General features: G+C 67.2%; 12 protein-coding genes. 9 read left to right on the top strand and 3 right to left on the bottom strand.

All coding sequences use genetic code 11. The annotated features are described in order from the left end of the window. The 5 genes from CEK69_RS10630 (at window position 1) to CEK69_RS10650 (ending at window position 6,668) form a co-directional block, all read left to right on the top strand. Window positions 1-726, top strand: coding sequence for an ABC transporter ATP-binding protein (locus CEK69_RS10630; protein WP_152245477.1), 726 nt, complete (start codon window positions 1-3; stop codon window positions 724-726). Then, entirely contained in the window at window positions 723-3,149 is a 2,427-nt protein-coding gene (locus CEK69_RS10635; protein ID WP_152245479.1) for an ABC transporter permease, read from the top strand. Before CEK69_RS10630 ends, CEK69_RS10635 begins: the two co-directional genes overlap by 4 nt. Before the next feature lie 69 nt (window positions 3,150-3,218). Continuing rightward, the gene (locus tag CEK69_RS10640; RefSeq protein WP_152245481.1) at window positions 3,219-4,220 is read left to right on the top strand and encodes a TauD/TfdA family dioxygenase; all 1,002 of its coding nucleotides are present in this window, start codon (window positions 3,219-3,221) and stop codon (window positions 4,218-4,220) included. Continuing rightward, window positions 4,217-4,987, top strand: coding sequence for an alpha/beta fold hydrolase (locus CEK69_RS10645; RefSeq protein WP_193313957.1), 771 nt, complete (start codon window positions 4,217-4,219; stop codon window positions 4,985-4,987). Before CEK69_RS10640 ends, CEK69_RS10645 begins: the two co-directional genes overlap by 4 nt. Before the next feature lie 79 nt (window positions 4,988-5,066). Next, window positions 5,067-6,668 (top strand): MBL fold metallo-hydrolase, encoded by a 1,602-nt coding sequence (locus CEK69_RS10650; RefSeq protein ID WP_152245485.1) that lies wholly within the window; start codon window positions 5,067-5,069, stop codon window positions 6,666-6,668. A 72-nt stretch (window positions 6,669-6,740) separates the two neighbouring features. On the opposite strand, the gene CEK69_RS10655 is transcribed toward CEK69_RS10650, so the two are convergent. Then, window positions 6,741-8,501, bottom strand: coding sequence for an oligopeptide:H+ symporter (locus CEK69_RS10655; protein WP_193313960.1), 1,761 nt, complete (start codon window positions 8,499-8,501; stop codon window positions 6,741-6,743). 703 nt (window positions 8,502-9,204) lie between these two features. Between CEK69_RS10655 and CEK69_RS10660 the strand changes: the two genes are divergently transcribed. The 3 genes from CEK69_RS10660 to CEK69_RS10670 all read left to right on the top strand — a co-directional run bounded on the left by CEK69_RS10660 (window position 9,205) and on the right by CEK69_RS10670 (window position 15,268). After that, the gene (locus CEK69_RS10660; protein ID WP_152245489.1) at window positions 9,205-11,163 is read left to right on the top strand and encodes an oligopeptide transporter, OPT family; all 1,959 of its coding nucleotides are present in this window, start codon (window positions 9,205-9,207) and stop codon (window positions 11,161-11,163) included. A 470-nt stretch (window positions 11,164-11,633) separates the two neighbouring features. Next, the gene (locus CEK69_RS10665; protein WP_152245491.1) at window positions 11,634-13,703 is read left to right on the top strand and encodes a S9 family peptidase; all 2,070 of its coding nucleotides are present in this window, start codon (window positions 11,634-11,636) and stop codon (window positions 13,701-13,703) included. A gap of 320 nt (window positions 13,704-14,023) precedes the next feature. Then, window positions 14,024-15,268 (top strand): DUF819 family protein, encoded by a 1,245-nt coding sequence (locus CEK69_RS10670; RefSeq protein WP_152245493.1) that lies wholly within the window; start codon window positions 14,024-14,026, stop codon window positions 15,266-15,268. A 202-nt stretch (window positions 15,269-15,470) separates the two neighbouring features. On the opposite strand, the gene CEK69_RS10675 is transcribed toward CEK69_RS10670, so the two are convergent. Together CEK69_RS10675 and CEK69_RS10680 are read right to left on the bottom strand one after the other, a co-directional pair. After that, window positions 15,471-16,679: an XVIPCD domain-containing protein gene (locus CEK69_RS10675; protein ID WP_152181876.1), complete on the bottom strand. Its 1,209-nt coding sequence runs from the start codon at window positions 16,677-16,679 to the stop codon at window positions 15,471-15,473. Between the two features lie 34 nt (window positions 16,680-16,713). After that, window positions 16,714-17,481 (bottom strand): ankyrin repeat domain-containing protein, encoded by a 768-nt coding sequence (locus CEK69_RS10680; RefSeq protein WP_193313958.1) that lies wholly within the window; start codon window positions 17,479-17,481, stop codon window positions 16,714-16,716. A 349-nt stretch (window positions 17,482-17,830) separates the two neighbouring features. Between CEK69_RS10680 and CEK69_RS10685 the strand changes: the two genes are divergently transcribed. Further along, window positions 17,831-18,517, top strand: coding sequence for an HAD-IA family hydrolase (locus CEK69_RS10685; RefSeq protein WP_017909375.1), 687 nt, complete (start codon window positions 17,831-17,833; stop codon window positions 18,515-18,517). Window positions 18,518-18,675 lie beyond the last annotated feature (158 nt).

The following is an 18,675-nucleotide window of genomic DNA, read 5'->3' on the forward strand; positions in this document are numbered from 1 at the left end:
ATGGATGCGCCTCCGCAAGGCACTGCACCACCGCTCATCCGCCTGCACGGACTGCGCAAGTCGTTCTTCACCGAAGAGGTGGAGACGCGGGCGTTGGACGACATCGACCTGGTCATCGCCAAGGGCGAGTATGTGTCGCTGTCCGGCCCCTCCGGCTGCGGCAAGTCCACCTTGCTGTCGCTGCTCGGACTGCTGGATACGCCGACGGCAGGTCACTATCTGCTTGGCGAGCACGACGTCTCCACCATCGGCCGCGACGAGCGCGCGCGGATCCGCAACCGCGAGATCGGGTTCGTGTTCCAGTCCTTCAATCTCATCAGCGACATGACCATTGAGGAGAACGTGGCGCTGCCGCTGTCGTACCGGCGCGACCTGAGTGCCGGGCAGATGGCCGAGATGGTCGAGCAGGCCTTGCATCGCGTGGATATGTCGCACCGGGCGCGACACTTTCCCCCGCAGCTGTCCGGCGGCCAGCAGCAGCGGGTCGCGGTGGCGCGCGCGGTCGTGGCCCGGCCGCCGCTGATCCTGGCCGACGAGCCCACCGGCAATCTCGATTCCAAGAACGCGCAGGTGGTGACCGCGCTGCTGGAAAGCCTGCATGCGGAAGGGTCGACCATCTGCATGGTGACCCACAATCCCGATTCCGCGGCGCGGGCCCAGCGTCAGATCGACCTGTTCGACGGACGCATCGTCGCCGACAGCGCGGCGCAGCCGGTCAACCGATGAAGCCGACAGCGCCCCTGCTCGCGGACATCCGCTATGCGCTGCGGCTGCTGGCGAAGACGCCGCGCTTCACCTTGTTGACCATCGCGGTGCTGGCTGGCGGTCTGGCCATCAGCATCTATACCTACTCCGTCCTGAACACGATGATCTACAAGGACTTGCCGATCCCGGGCGGTGGAAACGTGCTGCGGGTGCAGGGCAAGAAGGACGGGCGCAACGTCTCCATCGATGCCTTCGAACTCGCTCACCTGCGGCATGCGCGCAGCATCCGCGAGATCGCCGCTTACCAGACCGGACGCTCGGTCATCACCGAGTTCGATGCCACCCGCAGCGTCAAGTCCACGGAAGCCGAGTGGAGCATCTTTTCCTTTGCGCGCACGCGTCCATTGATGGGGCGTGGCTTCCTGCCGGAAGACAGTGTCGTTGGCGCCGAGCCGGTCGCGGTGATCAGCTACCGGCTATGGAAGGCCTTGTATTCGGGCGACCCGGCGATCGTGGACAAGGTGGTGCAGATCAACGGCAAATACACCCGCATCGTCGGCGTCATGCCCAACGGCTTCATGTTCCCGATCAGCGCCGAACTGTGGACCCCCCTGACCGAGCGTCAGCTCAACCCGGCGACCTACGGCACGGCCGCGTACAGCGCATACGGCCGGCTTGCCGCGGGCGCGACCCAGGATCAGGCCAGCGCCGAACTGAGTGCCATGTTGCGCCAGGTCTATGTCGATTACCCGCGCCGCGAGGGCGACGAAAGCCTGCTCGACGGCATGGTGGTCAACACCTTCCAGAAGGCGCAGACCGGCCCGGAAAGCGCTTTCATCTTCGCCATCCTCAATGTCGTCTCGATCTTCATCCTGCTGCTGGCGTGCGTGAACGTCGGCAACATGCTGCTGGCCAGGACCAACGAACGCATCAAGGAAATCGCCATTCGCATTTCTCTGGGCGCACCGCGGCGGCGGCTGGTCCTGCAGATGATGATGGAGAGCACCATCATCTGCCTGGTCGGCGGCATGCTCGCCCTGGGGCTCGCCGGGCTGGCACTGCGCGCGACCAACCGCTTCCTGGCGTCCACGTTCGAGGGCGATCTGGCGTTCTGGTGGAACTGGGGGCTGGACAGCGGTGCGGTGCTGTCGGCCGTCGCATTCGTCGCCATCGCGATCGTGCTGGTGTCCGTGCTGCCCACCTGGAGCGCAACCAACATCAGTTCCAGCGCCTTGCTGCGCGACGGCACCCGCGGCGCACAGGGCCGGACCACCGGCCGCATTTCCAGGGCGCTGGTCGTCGTGGAGATCGTGCTGATCTCCGTGGTGCTGATCATCGGCAGCATGATGGCGATGGTCGCCTATCGTGCCGCCCGCGTGGATTTCGGTATCGATACGCGCAATCTGCTGACCATGCCGGTCACGCTGACCGGCGAGGCCTACAGCACGCCACAGAAGCAGTTGCAGTTCTATGAGCGCCTGCTCGCGGAACTGCGGCATAGCCAGAGCCTGGAAGCGGCCGGGATCCTGCAGGAGCTTGGCGAGGTCCGCTTCGGGCTGGATGGCGTCGAATACCAGCGCGACCGCGACTATCCGGCCGGGACGCTGGTGGTGGTGTCGGCGCTGCCGCAGCCGTTGGGCGTGCGGCTGCTGGAGGGGCGCTACTTCGATTCGCGCGACAGCGCCACCGGCCTGAAGACGGTGGTGGTCAGCGAGAGCGTCGCCAAGACCCATTGGCCCGTACAGGGTGCGCTGGGTCAGCGCATGCGGATCTTGCAGGACGGGCTGCCGGCCGAGACGCGTACCGTGATCGGCGTGGTCACCGATGCGCGCCGCGGCGACCTCCTCAAGACCAGTGCCAAGAGCTTTTCCTCGCTGTATGTGCCGTTGCCCCAGGCCGTGCTGCCCAACGCCACGGTGGTGGTCAAGCACACCGGCAACGTCGAGAATGCCAGAAGCACCATCTACCGTACCGTGGCCGGCATCGATCCCTACCTGACGCCGAGCCGGATCACCAGCTACGAAGAAGTGCAGCAGCGGCTCACGCTGATGGCAACGACCATGACCGATCTGTTCGTGCGCTGCGGCATCTTCGCCATGCTGCTGGCGATGACCGGCATCTACGGTCTGAGCAGCAATGCGGTCATTCAGCGTACCCATGAGGTCGGGCTCAGGCGCGCCATCGGCGCCCGCGACCGCGACATCATCGCGCTGTTCCTGAAACAGGGTGTGCGCCAGTTGAGCGTGGGTCTTGGCATCAGCATCCTGCTGTCGGCGGCGATTCTGTTCGCCGTCTCGCGCTTCGTCGGCGTGGGGGCGCCGGTGCTGATCTTGATGGGGCTGGCGGTCATGATCGGGATTTCCGCGCTGGTACTGGGGGCGATCTTCATCGCCACACGGCGCGCGGTCCTGCATGAGCCGTCGGTGGCGCTGCGCTACGAGTGATCGCCGGGCGGCGGTCGCGGCATTGATGCACGGAATGGTGCCGGCGGGGTCCGGCTTAGGAGACGATGGATGACGACGCTGGCTGACGTGGGGTGCGAGGATCTGCAGGAGGTGCAAGGCACGCGCCTGCTGTTGGAGGTGGACAGCGAGGGCGTGCGCGCCACCGAATGGGCAGAGGAAAATCGCGAGCAGGTGCAGCGGCTTCTGCGCGATAACGGCGCCTTGCTCATTCGTGGATTGAAGTTCGTCGGCAGTCACCAGTTCGGCAACGTCCTGTCCACACTGTTCGGCGACGAGTTGATCCACTATGCCTACCGCTCGACGCCACGCACGGAGCTGCGCGGAAATGTCTATACCGCGACCGAGTATCACCCCGATCAGGTCATTCCGCAGCACAACGAGAATTCCTATTCCAATCGCTGGGCGATGCGCATCGGCTTCATGTGCACGATTCCCGCGCCGGTCGGTGGCGCCACTCCGATCTGCGACAGTCGCAAGGTCTACCGTGACATCCCCGATGCCATCCGGGCCCGGTTCGAACGCGACGGCGTCATGTATGTGCGCAACTACTCGGAGATCGACATTCCCTGGACCGAGGTGTTCCAGACCGATCAGCGTGCAGATGTGGAAGAATTCTGCCGCCTGAACCAGATCGAATTCGCCTGGGGCGAGGGCGATCGGCTGCGAACTCGCCAGGTCAACCAGGCGTCAGCGGTGCACCCGGGCCGCGACGAGGTGGTGTGGTTCAATCAGGCGCATCTGTTCCATGTCACCAACCTGCTCCCCGAGATCCGCGACGCCCTGCTGGCGGCCATGGACGAACAGGAACTGCCCAGAAACACCTACTACGGCGACGGCGCGCCAATCGCGCCGCGCGATCTGGATGCCATTCGCACGGTCTACGACCGGCATACGCTGCGTTTCGAGTGGCAGCGCAACGACTTGATGCTGCTGGACAACATGCTCTATTCGCATGGACGCGATCCCTACAGCGGCAACCGCCAGGTGCTGGTGGGAATGTCCACACCCCATGCCGCGGACCTCGCGCAGGCGGCAGGGGGGCTGGCGTGAGCCGCTCCTGGTTCGTGCGCTTCCCGGGTGTCTCGACACCTGCGCACCGCTTGTTCTGCTTTCCCTACGCCGGTGGCAACGCGCATCTGTTCCGGACCTGGCCGACACGCCTGCCGGCATCGGTGGAGGTGATCGGAATCCAGGCGCCGGGCAAGGGGCCACGCCTGATCGAGACGCCGCATGCGTCCATGCGGGCGCTGCTCGACGACCTGGTCGGGGCGATCCGGCCGTTGCTGGAGGAAGGAGAGTTCAGTTTTTTCGGGCACAGCAACGGCGCCATGATTGCGTTCGAACTGGCATGCCAGCTGTACACGCTCGGTCTGCCGCTACCGCAACGGCTGTTGCTGTCTGCCAACCCCGCACCCTGGCGGCGCACGCTGGCCCGCCCCTACAGCAGCATGTCCTCGGCCGACTTCAAGCAGATGTTGCGTGAACTCGATGGCACGCCTCCCGAACTGCTCGACGACGAGGAGCTGTTCGAACTGGTATTGCCGGGACTGCGCGCCGACTTCGCGTTGATCGAGACCTATCAGAAGAGCTTGAAGCCGGTGTTGCCGGTGCCGGCGACGGTGTTCTACGGCACCCGCGACGCCATCGACGAAGACCACGTCTATGCCTGGCAGGAGCGGTTCGCCGCGCCGGTGGATTTCAGGGAGGTCGATGGCGGTCATTTCTTCATCCATACCCACGAAGACGAACTGCTCGGGCATGTCGCGGCGATGTTCCGTGGTCGCGGCGCCGGGGCGAGCCAGCGCAGCGTCGCCTAGGCGCGATGCAGGGACAATTACAGATCAGACTCGTTTGGCGCGATAACCGTCGCGTCGCCACATCAAGGAGAGGTGCAACATGAGCGCGCAGACGCTGCTGTATTTGCGGGAAGACGCCTATTTCGAACCGCTGGTCAACCAGTGGTATGCCTGGCCCTACCTGTTGCCGCCGGTGACCGGGGCACGGCACATGGTCAATACGCATCGCCGGATCATGAGCTCCTTCGTCAAGAACTATAAGCTGCACATCATGGCGGTGAACCAGCCCGGCATGGCAGGAGCGGAGTTCCTGGACTGCAGCGAGGACCAGGTCGCCGATATCAAGGCGCTGGTCGACCACATCGACGAACAGCATGCCGATCTGGTCGAATTGTCCGACGCGGTGCGGCAACTGGACGAGCTATTGCGCACCCACACGTCGGGGGAGTCGATCGAATACCTGTACGAAAAGGTGCCCGAGCCGCTGCGCGGCTACGTCGAGCTGTTCATGGACCTTGAGCATCATCCGTCGTATCGCCTGCTGGAGAGCCTGCTGTACCGCAGCCCGTACTACAAGCGTTCGCTGCAGAGCGTGTCGTTCGGCATTCTCAACGAGGAGGGCCAGCGGCCGTTCGTCCTGAGCACGCCGCGCCTGCCAGATGCGCGCAACCTGCAACTGCGCATCGACTACAACGATCCGCTGCTGGATACCTTGTTCCGCACACGCACCCAGCCGATCACCGCCGAGGCGCTGGATGCGTTGTTCGCCGGCCGCGAAACCGCGGGTGGGTTGTCCTATCGCGATCTGTTCACCGAAACGGCGCCGTCGCAGCGCCACGAGCCGGTGGGAGCGGGCGTGCGCCTGGATTATCTGGGGCATGCGGGCTTCATGCTGCAGACGGCAGACGTCACGATCCTGGTGGACCCGGTCATTGCCTCGCGCGGCGCCAGCTTCTCGGATCAGGTGGTCAGCTTCAGCCAACTGCCGGATCATATCGATTACGTCTGCATCACCCACAATCACCAGGACCATGCCAACCTGGAGTCCCTGCTGCAGTTGCGACACAAGATCGGCAAGGTCCTGGTGCCGAAGAACAACGGTGGGACGCTGTCCGATCCGTCGTTGCGCCTGCTGCTCAAGCAGTTCGGCTTCGACGTCATCGAGATGGACGACATGGACGAGATCATGGTGCCTGGCGGGAGGATTGTCAGCGTCCCCTTCCTGGGCGAGCACGGCGATCTCAACGTGCGATCCAAGACCGCATGGTTCTACGACCTGTTGGGGAAGAAGATCTTCATGGGCGCGGACTCGTCCAATCTGGACCCGCGGATGTACCGCCATATCGGCGATTGCCTGGGCGAACTGGATGTGATGGCGATCGGCATGGAATGCGTCGGCGCACCCTATACCTGGCTCTACGGCGCCCTGCATACCAAGCTGGTCAGCAAGAAGGTCAAGGAGTCGCGGCGCCTGAACGGATCCAACTTCGAACAGGCCTACAACATTGCGCAGATCTTCAATCCTTCCCAGATCTACCTGTATGCCCTGGGCATGGAGCCCTGGTACAAGTATTTCATGGGGTTGGACTACGACGAGACCTCCGAGCAGATGATCCAGACCGGCAAGATGTTGGAGGTCTGCGAGGGCAATGCCATTCCAGCCGAACGCCTCTACGGCAAGAAACGCCTGGAACTGGCTTGACGGACAAGGCTCCTGCACGAAGCGGGAGCCGCTTTTCGCGGCATTCGAGCCGATCCGCCTAGGGCAATCCGCTCAGCGCACCCCGTGCATCATCCGCCGCAGCAGCGGCGCGGCGAGGAAGGCCAGCACCGCACAGCCCACGCCGATCCACAGCAGCAGCCAGAACAGGTGCGCGTACTTGGCCGCGGCGTCGGCGATGTTGAGGGTCTGGCCATCCGGCACCTCGATCGCGGCCAGCTTGCCGAACAGCGCCGCCAGCGCCTCGGAGAACGCCGTGGCCAGGAACCAGGTGCCCATCATCAGGCTGACCACGCGCGGCACCGCGAGTTGGGTCACCGCCGACAGGCCGACCGGCGACAGGCACATTTCGCCGGCCTCCAGCACGAAGTAGGCCAGCACCAACCACCACACGCTGGCCATCTGTCCGGTGGCGCCGACCTGTTGCGCGGCCAGCGCCAGCGGCACGAAGGACAGCCCGGCCAGCAGCAATCCGAGCGCGGACTTGGTCGGCTTGGACGGCTCGCGTCCGCGTTGCGCCAGCCATGCCCACAGCGCGGCGAACAGCGGCGCCAGCAGCACCAGGAACAGCGCGCCCAGGTAGGTCAGCGAGCCGGCGGTCTGCGGCAGCACCAGGCAGTCGCGGATCAGGAACAGCAGCATCAGCGCGCTGACCGCGACGAACAGCCGCCGCGGCGCCGACGAGGCGGGGCGGCGGTCGGACAGCGAGGCCGCCAGCACGAAGCCCAGCGGCGCCAGCAGCAGCGAGGCGATCGACCAGGGCAGGGGCGTACCGCCGCGGATCACCAGCGACGGCACGATGTCCTTGGTCATCAGCCGGTCGGTGAAGGTGACCCAGGAGCCGTAGGTCTGCTCGTACAGGGTGAAGTACACCAGCGCCATCGCGATCAGCACCATCAGCGCGATCATCTGCTGGCGCTGCACCGGCGTGCACTGGGTGCCGGTGAACCAGGCGAACCACAGCAGCACCGCGCCGAGCACCAGCAGCATCAGCAGCAGGGCCAGGGAGATTTCCCCGCCCAGGCTGAAGGCGCCGTTGGCCGCGGCCCACATCAACGCGGCCACCGGCAGCACGCCCAGCACGGCGCACAGGTAGATCGCCCATTCGCGCGGCACGCCGAGCACGCGCTCGCGCAGCAGCGCCGGCTGCGCCGGTTCGGCGTGGCCGTGCAGGTATTTCTGGCCCCACAGGAACATGCCCAGGCCGAGCAGCATGCCGATGCCGGCCGCGCCGAAGCCGTAGCGCCAGCCGTAGGCCTCGCCCAGGAAGCCGCAGACCAGCGAGGCGAACAGCGCGCCGAGGTTGATGCCAGCGTAGAACAGCGAGAAGCCGGCGTCGCGGCGCGGGTCGTCGGCCGGATACAGCTTGCCGACGATGGTCGAGATGTTGGGCTTGAGGAAGCCCACGCCCATGATGATCAGTGCCAGCGACAGGTAGGTCACGCCCAGGGATGCGGTGTCGCGGACCACTTCGCCGTTGACCCGGGTGGCGGCGTGACCCTCGAAGGCCATGCCGATGTGGCCGAGCACCAGCAGCAGGCCGCCGAACACCACCGCCTTGCGCATGCCGAGCCAGCGGTCGGCGAGCAGTCCGCCGAGTACCGGCACGCAGTACACCAGGCCGCCGTAGGCGCCGAGCAGGTCGAGCCCGGCGTCGTCGCCGAACAGGTGGTACTTGGTCAGGTAAAGCAGCAGCAGCGCCTTCATGCCGTAGAAGGAGAAGCGCTCCCACATCTCGGTGAAGAAGCAGACGTAGACGCCCTTGGGATGGCCGAGGAAATCGTCGCGCGCGTCGCGCAGCGGCAGGGAGGACACGGACACGGCGACTCTCGGCGCAGGAAGGCAGCGGCGGAGTATAGGCGCGCGGACGCCCGCTCGAATGGCGGCGCGCGGCATGGGTGGTTCGGCGGCGGTCGTACCCTCACCCCAACCCCTCTCCCGGTGGGAGAGGGGCTAACGCCGTTCCTTCTCCCCTCGGGAGAAGGTGCCCCGCAGGGGCGCATGAGGGTCGGGCTGCGCCTGCATGGCTGGGGCGCGCTGCATGCGCCTCACCCTCACCCCAACCCCTCTCCCGGTGGGAGAGGGGCTAACGCCGCTCCTTCTCCCGTCGGGACCACGGCCCCCTTCTCGGGGGGAAGGTGCCCCGAAGGGGCGGATGAGGGTCGGGCAGCGCCTGCATGGTTGGGGTTTGCTGAGTGCCGCCGTACCCTCACCCCAACCCCTCTCCCGATGGGAGAGGGGCTACTGCTGTTCCTTCTCCCCTTGGGAGAAGGTGCCCCGAAGGGGCGGATGAGGGTTGGGCAGCGCCTGCATGGCTGGGGCGCGCTGCGTGCCGCCGTACCCTCACCCCAACCCCTCTCCCGACGGGAGAGGGGCTATTAGCTGCCTCAGCCTCTGCAAATCCCAAATTCCCAATCCCCGCCCCCAGGCATGTGCCACAAGCTGGGCACCGCGATGCTGGACTTGCCCGGCCCCAGACGCTAGCGTGCAAAGCGTTTTTGTCGTTTCAGGGGTAACCATGAACAACGCTGCCGCGCCGCGCCAGCTCACGTTCCGTGCCGTGGTGCTGGCGATCGTGCTGGCCGTGGTGCTGTCCGCCGCCAATGCCTACCTCGGTCTGTTCGCCGGCCTGACCATCGCCACCGCGATTCCGGCGGCGGTGGTGTCGATGGGGGTGCTGCGCCTGCTCGGCGGCGGTTCCATCCTCGAGAACAACATCGTGCAGACCGGCGCCTCGGCCGGTTCCTCGATCGCGGCCGGGGTGATCTTCACCATCCCGGCGCTGGTGATCATGGGCTACTGGCCGGAATTCAAGTACTGGTGGGTGCTCGGCATCGCCGGCATGGGCGGCCTGCTCGGGGTGCTGTTCTCGGTGCCGCTGCGGCGCTCGATGATCGTCGAGGATCCGCTGCCGTTCCCGGAGGGCAAGGCCGCCGCGGAAGTGCTCAAGGCCGGCGAGAATCCCGGGCCGGGGCTGAAGATCCTGGGCCTGTCGGCGGCGATCGGCGGGCTGGTCAAGCTCGGCGCGGCCAGCGGCCTGAAGGTGATTCCGGATACCTGGGCGCAGGCCGCGTACATCGGCAGCAGCAAGATGGTCGGCTACGTCGGCACCAATCTGTCGCCGGCGTTGCTGGGCGTGGGCTACATCGTCGGGCTCAACGTCGGCATCGTGGTGCTGTCCGGCTCGATCCTGTCATGGCATCTGGCCATCCCGCTGTACCAGCAGTTCTTCATGGGCTCCGACCCGGCGCTGGCGCAGAGCCTGGTCAATGCGCCGGCGGCCGAAGCGGCGTTCGGCATCTGGGCGGCCAAGGTGCGCTATCTGGGCGTGGGCGCGATGCTGATCGGCGGCGTGTGGACGCTGTTTTCGCTGCGCAAGTCGCTGCTGTCGGGCGTCAAGAGCGGCTTCGCCGCGGCGCGCAAGAGCACCGGCGGCGCCGCGGTGGCCGAGACCGACCGCGACCTGCCGATGAAGTGGATGCTGGTCGCGCTGCTGCTGTGCACGCTGCCGCTGCTGGGCCTGTACCAGGCCATCGTCGGCCAGTGGCACGTCAGCGTGCCGATGACCCTCATCATGATCGTCGCCGGGTTCCTGTTCGTCTCGGTGTCAGGCTACCTGGCCGGCCTGATCGGCTCGTCGAACAACCCGGTCTCCGGCATCACCATCTCCACCATCCTGTTCGCCTCGGCGGTGCTGGTGCTGCTGCTCGGGCGCGATTCGCCGATCGGCGCGGTCGCCGCGATCATGATCGGCGCGGTGGTGTGCTGCGCCGCCGCGGTGGGCGGCGACAACCTGCAGGATCTGAAGGCCGGCTACCTGGTCGGCGCCACGCCGTGGAAGCAGCAGCTGATGCTGGCGATCGGTGCGTTCTCTTGCGCGTTGATCATGGCGCCGGTGCTGAATCTGCTGGCCCAGGCCTATGGCATCGGCGCAGCCACGCCGCAGCATCCCAATGCGCTGGCGGCGCCGCAAGCCACGCTGATGGCGTCGGTGGCCAAGGGCCTGTTCGGCGGCGAGTTGCCGTGGACCATGATCGGCATCGGTGCCGGCGTCGGTGCGGCGATCATCGCGCTGGACGAGTGGCTGAAGAAGACCGGCAAGCGCTTCCGCGTGCCGGTGCTGGCCGCGGCGATCGGCATTTACCTGCCGCTGGAGCTGATGGTGCCGATCTTCCTCGGCGGCCTGCTGACCCACCTGGTCGAGCGCTTCCACAAGATCCGCGCTGATGACGAGGAGGGCCGCGATCGTGTGCACCGCCCGGGCACGCTGTTCGCCGCGGGCCTGATCACCGGTGAGGCGTTGATGGGCATTGCGATCGCGGTGCCGATCGTGGCCTCGGGCCGCGCCGACGTGCTGGCGCTGCCGGACGCGTTCCACCTCAACCAGTGGTACGGGCTGGCGCTGCTGGCCTTCGTCGGCTGGCTGCTGTACCGCACCGGCCGCAAGGGCGAAGCCGCGGCCGCGCCGCGCACGTAACCGGCGCAATCGCCTCCTGCAACGCAACATCCGAAGCCCGGCCCCGCGCCGGGCTTCGCTTTTCCGGCCGGGCCCGCGCGCCGCACGTGCCGATCCCATCAGCTTCTCGCTGGCTGCTCCGCGCCGCGTGGGTCGCAAAGACCGAATCTTGCCCCGGCCGCGTGCGCCTCCCGCGGTCCGCCTCACCACCAAGGCCAGCTTCGGCACCGGCCTGCTGCACTTCGCCGTATCAGTGCCTCGCGGCCACTCCCGATCCATCACGCTCATCCGGTCGCGGTATGGCCACGGTCCGCTTGCTGTCCGAAACCGGGTCAGTGCGGGTCTTCGTAATCACAGCCGAGCCAGCACCTGGCTCTTCCCAATCCCCAATCCCGACTCCCCAATCCCGGCCCCTCCATGACTTCAGTCCTTTGCGCCACGCCCACTACGGCCCCTACCATCGACGTTTTGCCGTGTTCCGGAGACGCCCGATGACCCTGCGCTACGCCTTGCTGCCCCTGGCCCTGCTGACCGCGCTGCCCGCGCTGGCCGCCACCCGCGGTTTCGAAGTTCGCGACATGGTCGCGCTGGACCGGGTGTCCTCGCCGCTGCTGACGCCCGACGGCGGCACGGTGATCTTCGCCAAGCGGCAGATGGACAAGGCGCTGGAGAAGTCCAGCACCAGCCTGTGGCTGCGCGACCTGCGCACCCGCGATGCGGCGCCGCCGAAGCGGCTGACCCCGGAAGGCTGGAACGTCAACTCGCCGGAACTGTCGGCCGACGGCAAGACCGTCTACTTCCTCAGCGCCAAGTCCGGCCGCCAACAGCTGTACGCGCTGCCGCTGGCCGGCGGCGCGCCGCGCCAGCTCACCGATTTCGCGCTGGACGTGGACAGCTACCGCATCGCCCCGCAGGGAGACCGCGTGGCCTTCAGCGCCGGCGTGTTCCAGGACTGCGGCTCGGACCTGGCCTGCACGCAGAAGCGCCTGGACGCCAAGAAGCAGTCCAAGGCCACCGGCGTGGTGTTCGACCAGTTGTTCGTGCGCCACTGGGATACCTGGAACGACGGTCGCCGCAACAGCCTGTTCGTCGCGCCGCTGCCGGCCGGCGCCAAGGCCAAGCCGGTGGCCGGCGCCTCTGCGGTGAGCGTGACCCTGGCCGGCGACATCCCCTCCAAGCCGTTCGGCGGCAGCGAGGACTACACCTGGGCGCCGGACGGGCAGTCGCTGGTCGCCAGCGTGCGCGTGGCCGGCCGCGAGGAACCGTGGTCGACCAACTTCGACCTGTACCGGCTGGACGCCGCCGGCAAAGCCGCGCCGCTCAACCTGACCGCGTCCAACCCGGCCTGGGACGCCGGCCCGGTGTTCTCCGCCGACGGCAAGACGCTGTTCTACCGCGCGATGAAGCGCCCCGGCTTCGAGGCCGACCGCTTCGGCCTGATGGCGATGGACGTGGCCAGCGGCAAGACCCGCGAGATCGCCCCGCAATGGGATCGCTCCGCCGGCGAGATCGTGCTGTCGGCCGACGGCAAGACCGTCTACACCACCGCCGACGACATGGGCCAGCACCCGCTGTTCGCGGTCGACGTGGCCGATGGCAAGGTCCGCACCGTGGCCGCCGACGGCAGCGTTGGCTCACCGGTCCTGGCCGGCACCACCCTGGCCTTCACCCGCAACAGCCTCAAGAGCGGCGACCAGATCATGGTCGCCGATGCCGACGGCCAGCAGCCGCGCGCCATCACCCCCAGCGCCAGCGAGATGCTGCCGGACGTGAAATTCGGCGACTACGAGCAGTTCTCGTTCAAGGGCTGGAGCAACGACACCGTGCACGGCTATGTGGTCAAGCCGTACAACTACCAGGAAGGCAAGACCTATCCGGTGGCGTTCCTGATCCACGGCGGCCCGCAAGGCAGCTTCGGCAACGGCTGGAGCTACCGCTGGAATCCGCAGACCTATGCGGGGCAGGGCTACGCGGTGGTGATGATCGACTTCCACGGTTCCACCGGCTACGGCCAGGCCTTTACCGATGCGATCAGCCAGCACTGGGGCGACCGCCCGCTGGAAGACCTGCAGAAGGGCTGGGACGCGGCGCAGAAGCAGTACGGCTTCCTCAATGGCGACAAGGCCTGCGCGCTCGGCGCCAGCTACGGCGGCTACATGGTCTATTGGATGGCCGGCAACTGGAACAAGCCGTGGAAGTGCCTGGTCGACCACGACGGCGTGTTCGACAACCGCATGATGGGCTATGCCACCGAGGAGCTGTGGTTCAGCGAGTGGGAGAACGGCGGCACGCCGTGGCAGAACCCGGCCGGCTACGAGAAGTTCAACCCGATCCTGCACGTGGACAAGTGGAAGGTGCCGATGCTGGTGATCCATGGCCAGCAGGATTTCCGCATCCCGATGGAGCAGGGCCTGGCCGCGTTCGGCGCGCTGCAGCGCAAGGGCATCGAGTCCAAGTTCCTGTACTTCCCGGACGAGAACCACTGGGTGCTGAAGCCGCAGAACAGCATCCTCTGGCACGACACGGTCAATGGCTGGCTGAAGCAGCATATCGGGCAGTGAGGGGACCTGGGGCCTGGGTTTTCCGGGCCCCTTCTGGGATACGGCCCAGGTCCCGGGATTCGGGATTCGGGATTCGGGATTTTCCCGCGATCCCGGTAATCCGATGGCCCTTGTGGGAGGGGCTTCAGCCCCGACGCCTTACCGCTAAAGCGTCGGGGCTGAAGCCCCTCCCACAAAAACAACAGGCGCTTGCAGCGCATCGCTCCTGCGAATTCACCCGTCCTTCGGTGTTTCTTTCGATCTTTGTTGACACCTCCAAACCTCCAACCGCGGCGCACGAATCCCGAATCGCCACTCCCGAATCCCCGCCCTAAAGCCCGATGCCCTCGACGCCCCTGATCACCAACGACATCGTCATCTTCGGCCTGATCGCCGCCACCCTGGGCGCGGTGTTCTGGACCGCGGCGCGCCCGTCGGGAGTCTGGAAGCGCTTCTACGGCATCGTGCCGGCGCTGTTGCTGTGTTATCTGATCCCGGGCATCTACAACACCGTCGGCCTGATCGACGGCCAGCACAATTCGCTCTACAACCCGGTCGCGCGCGACGTGCTGCTGCCGGCGGCGCTGGTGCTGCTCACCCTCACCATCGATCTCAAGGGCATCCTGCGGCTGGGGCCGAAGCTGGTGGCGATGTACCTGGGCGCGTCCTTCAGCATCATGCTCGGCGCGGTGGTCGCGTTCCAGGTGATGAAGTGGCTGCATCCGGTGACCGTGGCCGGCGACACCTGGGCCGGCATGGCCGCATTGGCCGGCAGTTGGATCGGCGGCGGCGCCAACATGCTGGCGATGCGTGAGGTGTTCCAGGTCGATGCCACCACCTTCGGCCAGTTCGCGGTGGTCGACGTCGGCGTCGGCTACGTGTGGATGGCGCTGCTGATCTTCTTTGCGCAACGTGCGCCGGCGATCGACGCGCGCACGGGCGCCGACACCCGCGGCATCGACGACCTCAAGCAGCGCATCGCCCACTTCCAGGCCCAGCACGAACGCGTGGCCAGCCTCACCGACCTGATGCTGATCGTCGGCGTGGCCTTCGGCGCGGTCGGCCTGGCGCATGCGATCGCCACCCCGACCGCGGCGTGGTTCGACGCGAACGTGAGTTGGGCCAAGCAGTTCAGCCTCGGCTCGCCGTTCGTGTGGGTGGTGGTGCTGGCGACCACCTTCGGCCTGCTGCTCAGCTTCACCCGCGCGCGCACCCTCGAGGGCGCCGGCGCCTCGCGCATCGGCACGCTGCTGCTGTATTTCCTGATCGCCTGCATCGGCATGCAGATGGATCTGCTGGCGCTGTTCGACCGGCCCTGGATCTTCGCGCTCGGCCTGATCTGGCTCATCGTGCACGTCCTGCTGCTGCTGGCGCTGGGCAAGCTGCTGCGGGTGCCGTTCTTCTACTTCGCGATCGGCTCGCAGAGCAACGTCGGCGGCCCGGCCTCGGCGCCGGTGGTGGCGGCCGCGTTCCACCCGGCGCTGGCCCCGGTCGGCGTGCTGCTGGGCACGATGGGCTACGCCACCGGCACGTACCTGGCCTATCTGGTCGGCATCACCCTGCGCGCGATGGCCGGCGCTGGCTGAGCCGCGGCGGCGTGACCGCCGCAGCCTGTTCGCGTGCGGCAGTGCGATGTGGGGGCCGGCGCTGGGACTGCCGCCGTACATCGCGGGCGTGGATCTGGGGCGCTGCGTCCGGCGGTGTGTTTGCGAAACTGCTGGTCTGGGTGGTGGACGCCACGGCAGGCGTCGGCGTGGACGCCTGCCGTGATGCAGTCGCAGGCGGCGACTACTGCATCGCCACGCTGCGCTGCCGTTCTTCCTGCTGCTGTGGCGGCGCCTGCAGGTTCTGTTGCTGCAACTGGCCGACGTTGGCCTGCGAGGGCTCGTGGGCCGCGGCCGCGGTCTGGACCTGGCTGCGCAGGTGCGCCGGGTTCTCCGGTTGCCCCTGGACCGCGAACAGTCGGTCGCCATCGCGGCTGGGCAGCACCTGGTCGATGCGCTGCAGGCCGTCCTGGCCGGCGCGCGCGGCGACGCTGGCGGCGGTGTTGAGGAAGGCTGCGTCGTCGTGCAGGCCGAGCCGGTCGCGCTGGCCGTCCAACTGCACCACCGCGTCGTTGAACAGGCGGCTGCCGGTCGACAGCGAACCCGATTGCCCCTGGCTCTGGACCTGACCCTGGCTCTGGTTCTGCGCCAGGTCCTCGGCCTTCATCACCGAGTCGATGCCGTGCAGGTCCAGGCGATGCTTGAGCATCATCCCGGGGATCAGGCGCTGGCCGAACGACAGCGGGTCCGGTTCCGGCAGCTGGATCTGGTGGCCGGCGGCGTCGGGCATCAGGCCGCGGGTCAGCAGGTTGTCTTCCTGCAGGTAGGTCAGCAGTTCGTTCTTGACGTGATAGCCGCGGATCAGCCCGTCGGCGGCATAGGCCTTGGCCGCGTCGGCATCCAGCCCCTCGCGCTCGAGCGTCTTGTTGTTGACCCCGGCGGCGTTGAAGGTCACCGCCGGCACGTCGTTGACCATCGACGAGGCCGCGGCCAGGCCGCCGCCCAGCGAGTGCCCGGAGATCAGCAGGTTGTCGCCGAAGGCCTGCTTGGCCTGGCTGCCGAGCTGGATCGCCGAGGCGTACTGTGAGTCGGAAAAGCCCAGGCCCTGGCCGAGGTTGTGTTTCCAGTCCTTCAGTTCGTCGGTGCCGCAGAAGCCCAGCACCACGTTGCCCTGCGGGTTGCGGTAGAACGCGGCATCGAAGCCGCTCTTGGCATCGTGCTGCAGGCTGGGATCGATGCCGGCGCGCTGCAGCGCGGCGTCGTCCATGCGCGACCAGCCGTCGGGCAGCGCGGCGAAGGTCTCGGCGCCGCCGGCGCGGCGTTCGGCCGCGGTGTGGTAGAGGTCCTGAAGCAGCGGCGGCAGTTGCCGGTCCACGGCCTGCGGCTGCTGGCCGCGGACGGCGTCGGAGAAGGAGGTGGACGGATCGGACGGGGAAAGCTCGTTCTGGTTCATGCGCGGCTCCGTGCGAATGTGGCGACCGACCGCGTCAGCGGCTCGCTTCCAACGGGATGGCGTGGGCGCTCAGCCAGGCGCGCACGTCGTTGCGGACCTGCTGCGCGTTGGCGTTGAGCAGGCGCTCGGGCGTGTTGAAGAAGTACGCCTGGAAGGTCTTGCCCTGGGCATTGCGTAGGGCCGGATCGACACCGGCCTGCAGCAGCCTGGGCACCCACGGATTGCCGGCGCTGCTCTGCGCGGCCAGGTGCAGCAACGAGTTGCCGGTGGCGTCGACCCGCTTCGGGTCGGCGCCGGCCTTGAGCAGCAGTTCGATCTGCGCGTCGCGCTTGCTCTGCACGGCGCGGAACAGCGGCGTCCAGTTCGCACGCGCGCTCACCGGGTCGACCGGGGCGCCGTGCTGCAGCAGGATCTCCAGGTATTGCGGATCCTTGGCCATGGCGGCCATGTGCACCGCGGTTTCCTGATCCATGCCGGGCAGCGACGGGTCGGCACCGGCGTCGAGCAGCGCCGCCAGCGCGCGCGGCTGTTCGTTCCAGATGGCCCATTCGAGCAGGGTGACGTTCTGGTCGCCGTGCGCGGACAGGTCCGTGCTGGGCGCCAGGGCGGCGATGCGGGCGACGTCGCCGCGCGCGATGGCGGCGGCGATGTCGGCGAGTGCGGGGTCGCGGAACGCGACCGAATGATCCTGCAGCGAGGCTGACATGGCGGAATACTCCTTGGCGCCGGACTGTGCGGCGCAACTGACCGAGAAGAACAGCGAGGTCGCGAGTGCGATCAGGGCGGGGACGGGCGTACGCATGCAAGGCTCCTTTCCTGTTCGCGGTCCTGGGATGACGGCGCACGTCCTGGCGCCGTTGCCGATGCTAGCAGCGGATCGCAGTGGTGTTGTGCCAGTTTTGTGACGCGGTCTGCGAATCTCTGGTGGCATCCCGCCAGGCGGTCCATCGTTTAACCAGAAACAAACGCTTGGCGGCCGGGATATCACCGAGATGCGATCGCTGCCGCGAGCGGGCAGGGCGAACAGGCAGCGCCGCAGGCGTGTGCAGCGCGTGCGCATGGGATTGGCCGCGCTGCCGCGACTGCAGGCGCCGCACAGGCGAGGGACATGTGCGCAGCGGCATAATGGACGTTTTCCAAAGGAGCGCGCAATGACGGCGACCCCCTTCGACCTGTTGATCAGCGATTGCGACGGCGTGCTCGTCGACAGCGAAGTGCTGGCCGACCGGGTGATGCTCGACGCGCTGGGCGCCTATGTGCCGCGGACCGAACTGGAACGCTTTCTTGCGGGCAGCTTCGGCCTCACCGCACAGGAAATCGTGCAGCGCGTGCAACGGCAGTACGCGCTGGCGCTGCCGCCGGGCCTGTGCCAGGAGATCCGCACACGCTCGGAGGCGCTGATTGCCGCCGAGGTGCAGCCGATCGACGGTGTGCGCGAGGCCTTGCTGGCGTTGCCGCTGCCGCTGGCGGTCGCCTCCAACAGCATGCGCGAGAGCGTGGTCGCCTCGGTGGCGCGCGCCGGCCTGCATGAGCGTGTCGGCGAACGCATCTTCAGCGCCGACATGGTGGCGCGGCCCAAGCCCGCGCCGGACGTGTATCTGCTGGCCGCGCGCACGCTGGAGGTGGCGCCGGAACGCTGCCTGGTGATCGAGGACAGCGCCACCGGTGCCAGCGCCGCGCTGGCCGCGGGCATGACCGTGATCGGCTTTACCGGCGCCGCGCACATTCCCGCCGGGCACGCCGCGACCCTGCGCCAGCTCGGCGTGGCCGCGGTGATGGAACACATGCGCGAACTGCCGCAGACCTATGCGGAACTGGTGCGCGCCGCGGCGGCCTGAAGAGCCGGGATTGGGGAATCGGGATTCGGGAATGGGAGCGGCGCCGCGAGTGCATGGCATCCGCGTGCTTCTCCGTAAGAGCGGGTTTAGCCGCGATGCCTTGTCGGTAATGCGTCGCGGCTGAAGCCGTTCCTACGGAGAAGCACGCGGATGCCATG

This window comes from Xanthomonas sp. LMG 12462, from assembly GCF_009192885.1.
Taxonomy (GTDB): Bacteria; Pseudomonadota; Gammaproteobacteria; order Xanthomonadales; family Xanthomonadaceae; genus Xanthomonas_A; species Xanthomonas_A sontii.

What these genes read in the sequence shown, in the direction of transcription:
- CEK69_RS10635 (WP_152245479.1), top strand. Translation starts at nt 723, where the DNA reads ATGAAGCCGACAGCGCCCCTGCTCGCGGACATCCGCTATGCGCTGCGG.
- CEK69_RS10630 (WP_152245477.1), top strand. Translation starts at nt 1, where the DNA reads ATGGATGCGCCTCCGCAAGGCACTGCACCACCGCTCATCCGCCTGCAC.
- CEK69_RS10685 (WP_017909375.1), top strand. Translation starts at nt 17,831, where the DNA reads ATGACGGCGACCCCCTTCGACCTGTTGATCAGCGATTGCGACGGCGTG.
- CEK69_RS10675 (WP_152181876.1), bottom strand. Translation starts at nt 16,679, where the DNA reads ATGAACCAGAACGAGCTTTCCCCGTCCGATCCGTCCACCTCCTTCTCC.
- CEK69_RS10650 (WP_152245485.1), top strand. Translation starts at nt 5,067, where the DNA reads ATGAGCGCGCAGACGCTGCTGTATTTGCGGGAAGACGCCTATTTCGAA.
- CEK69_RS10665 (WP_152245491.1), top strand. Translation starts at nt 11,634, where the DNA reads ATGACCCTGCGCTACGCCTTGCTGCCCCTGGCCCTGCTGACCGCGCTG.
- CEK69_RS10660 (WP_152245489.1), top strand. Translation starts at nt 9,205, where the DNA reads ATGAACAACGCTGCCGCGCCGCGCCAGCTCACGTTCCGTGCCGTGGTG.
- CEK69_RS10680 (WP_193313958.1), bottom strand. Translation starts at nt 17,481, where the DNA reads ATGCGTACGCCCGTCCCCGCCCTGATCGCACTCGCGACCTCGCTGTTC.
- CEK69_RS10670 (WP_152245493.1), top strand. Translation starts at nt 14,024, where the DNA reads ATGCCCTCGACGCCCCTGATCACCAACGACATCGTCATCTTCGGCCTG.
- CEK69_RS10640 (WP_152245481.1), top strand. Translation starts at nt 3,219, where the DNA reads ATGACGACGCTGGCTGACGTGGGGTGCGAGGATCTGCAGGAGGTGCAA.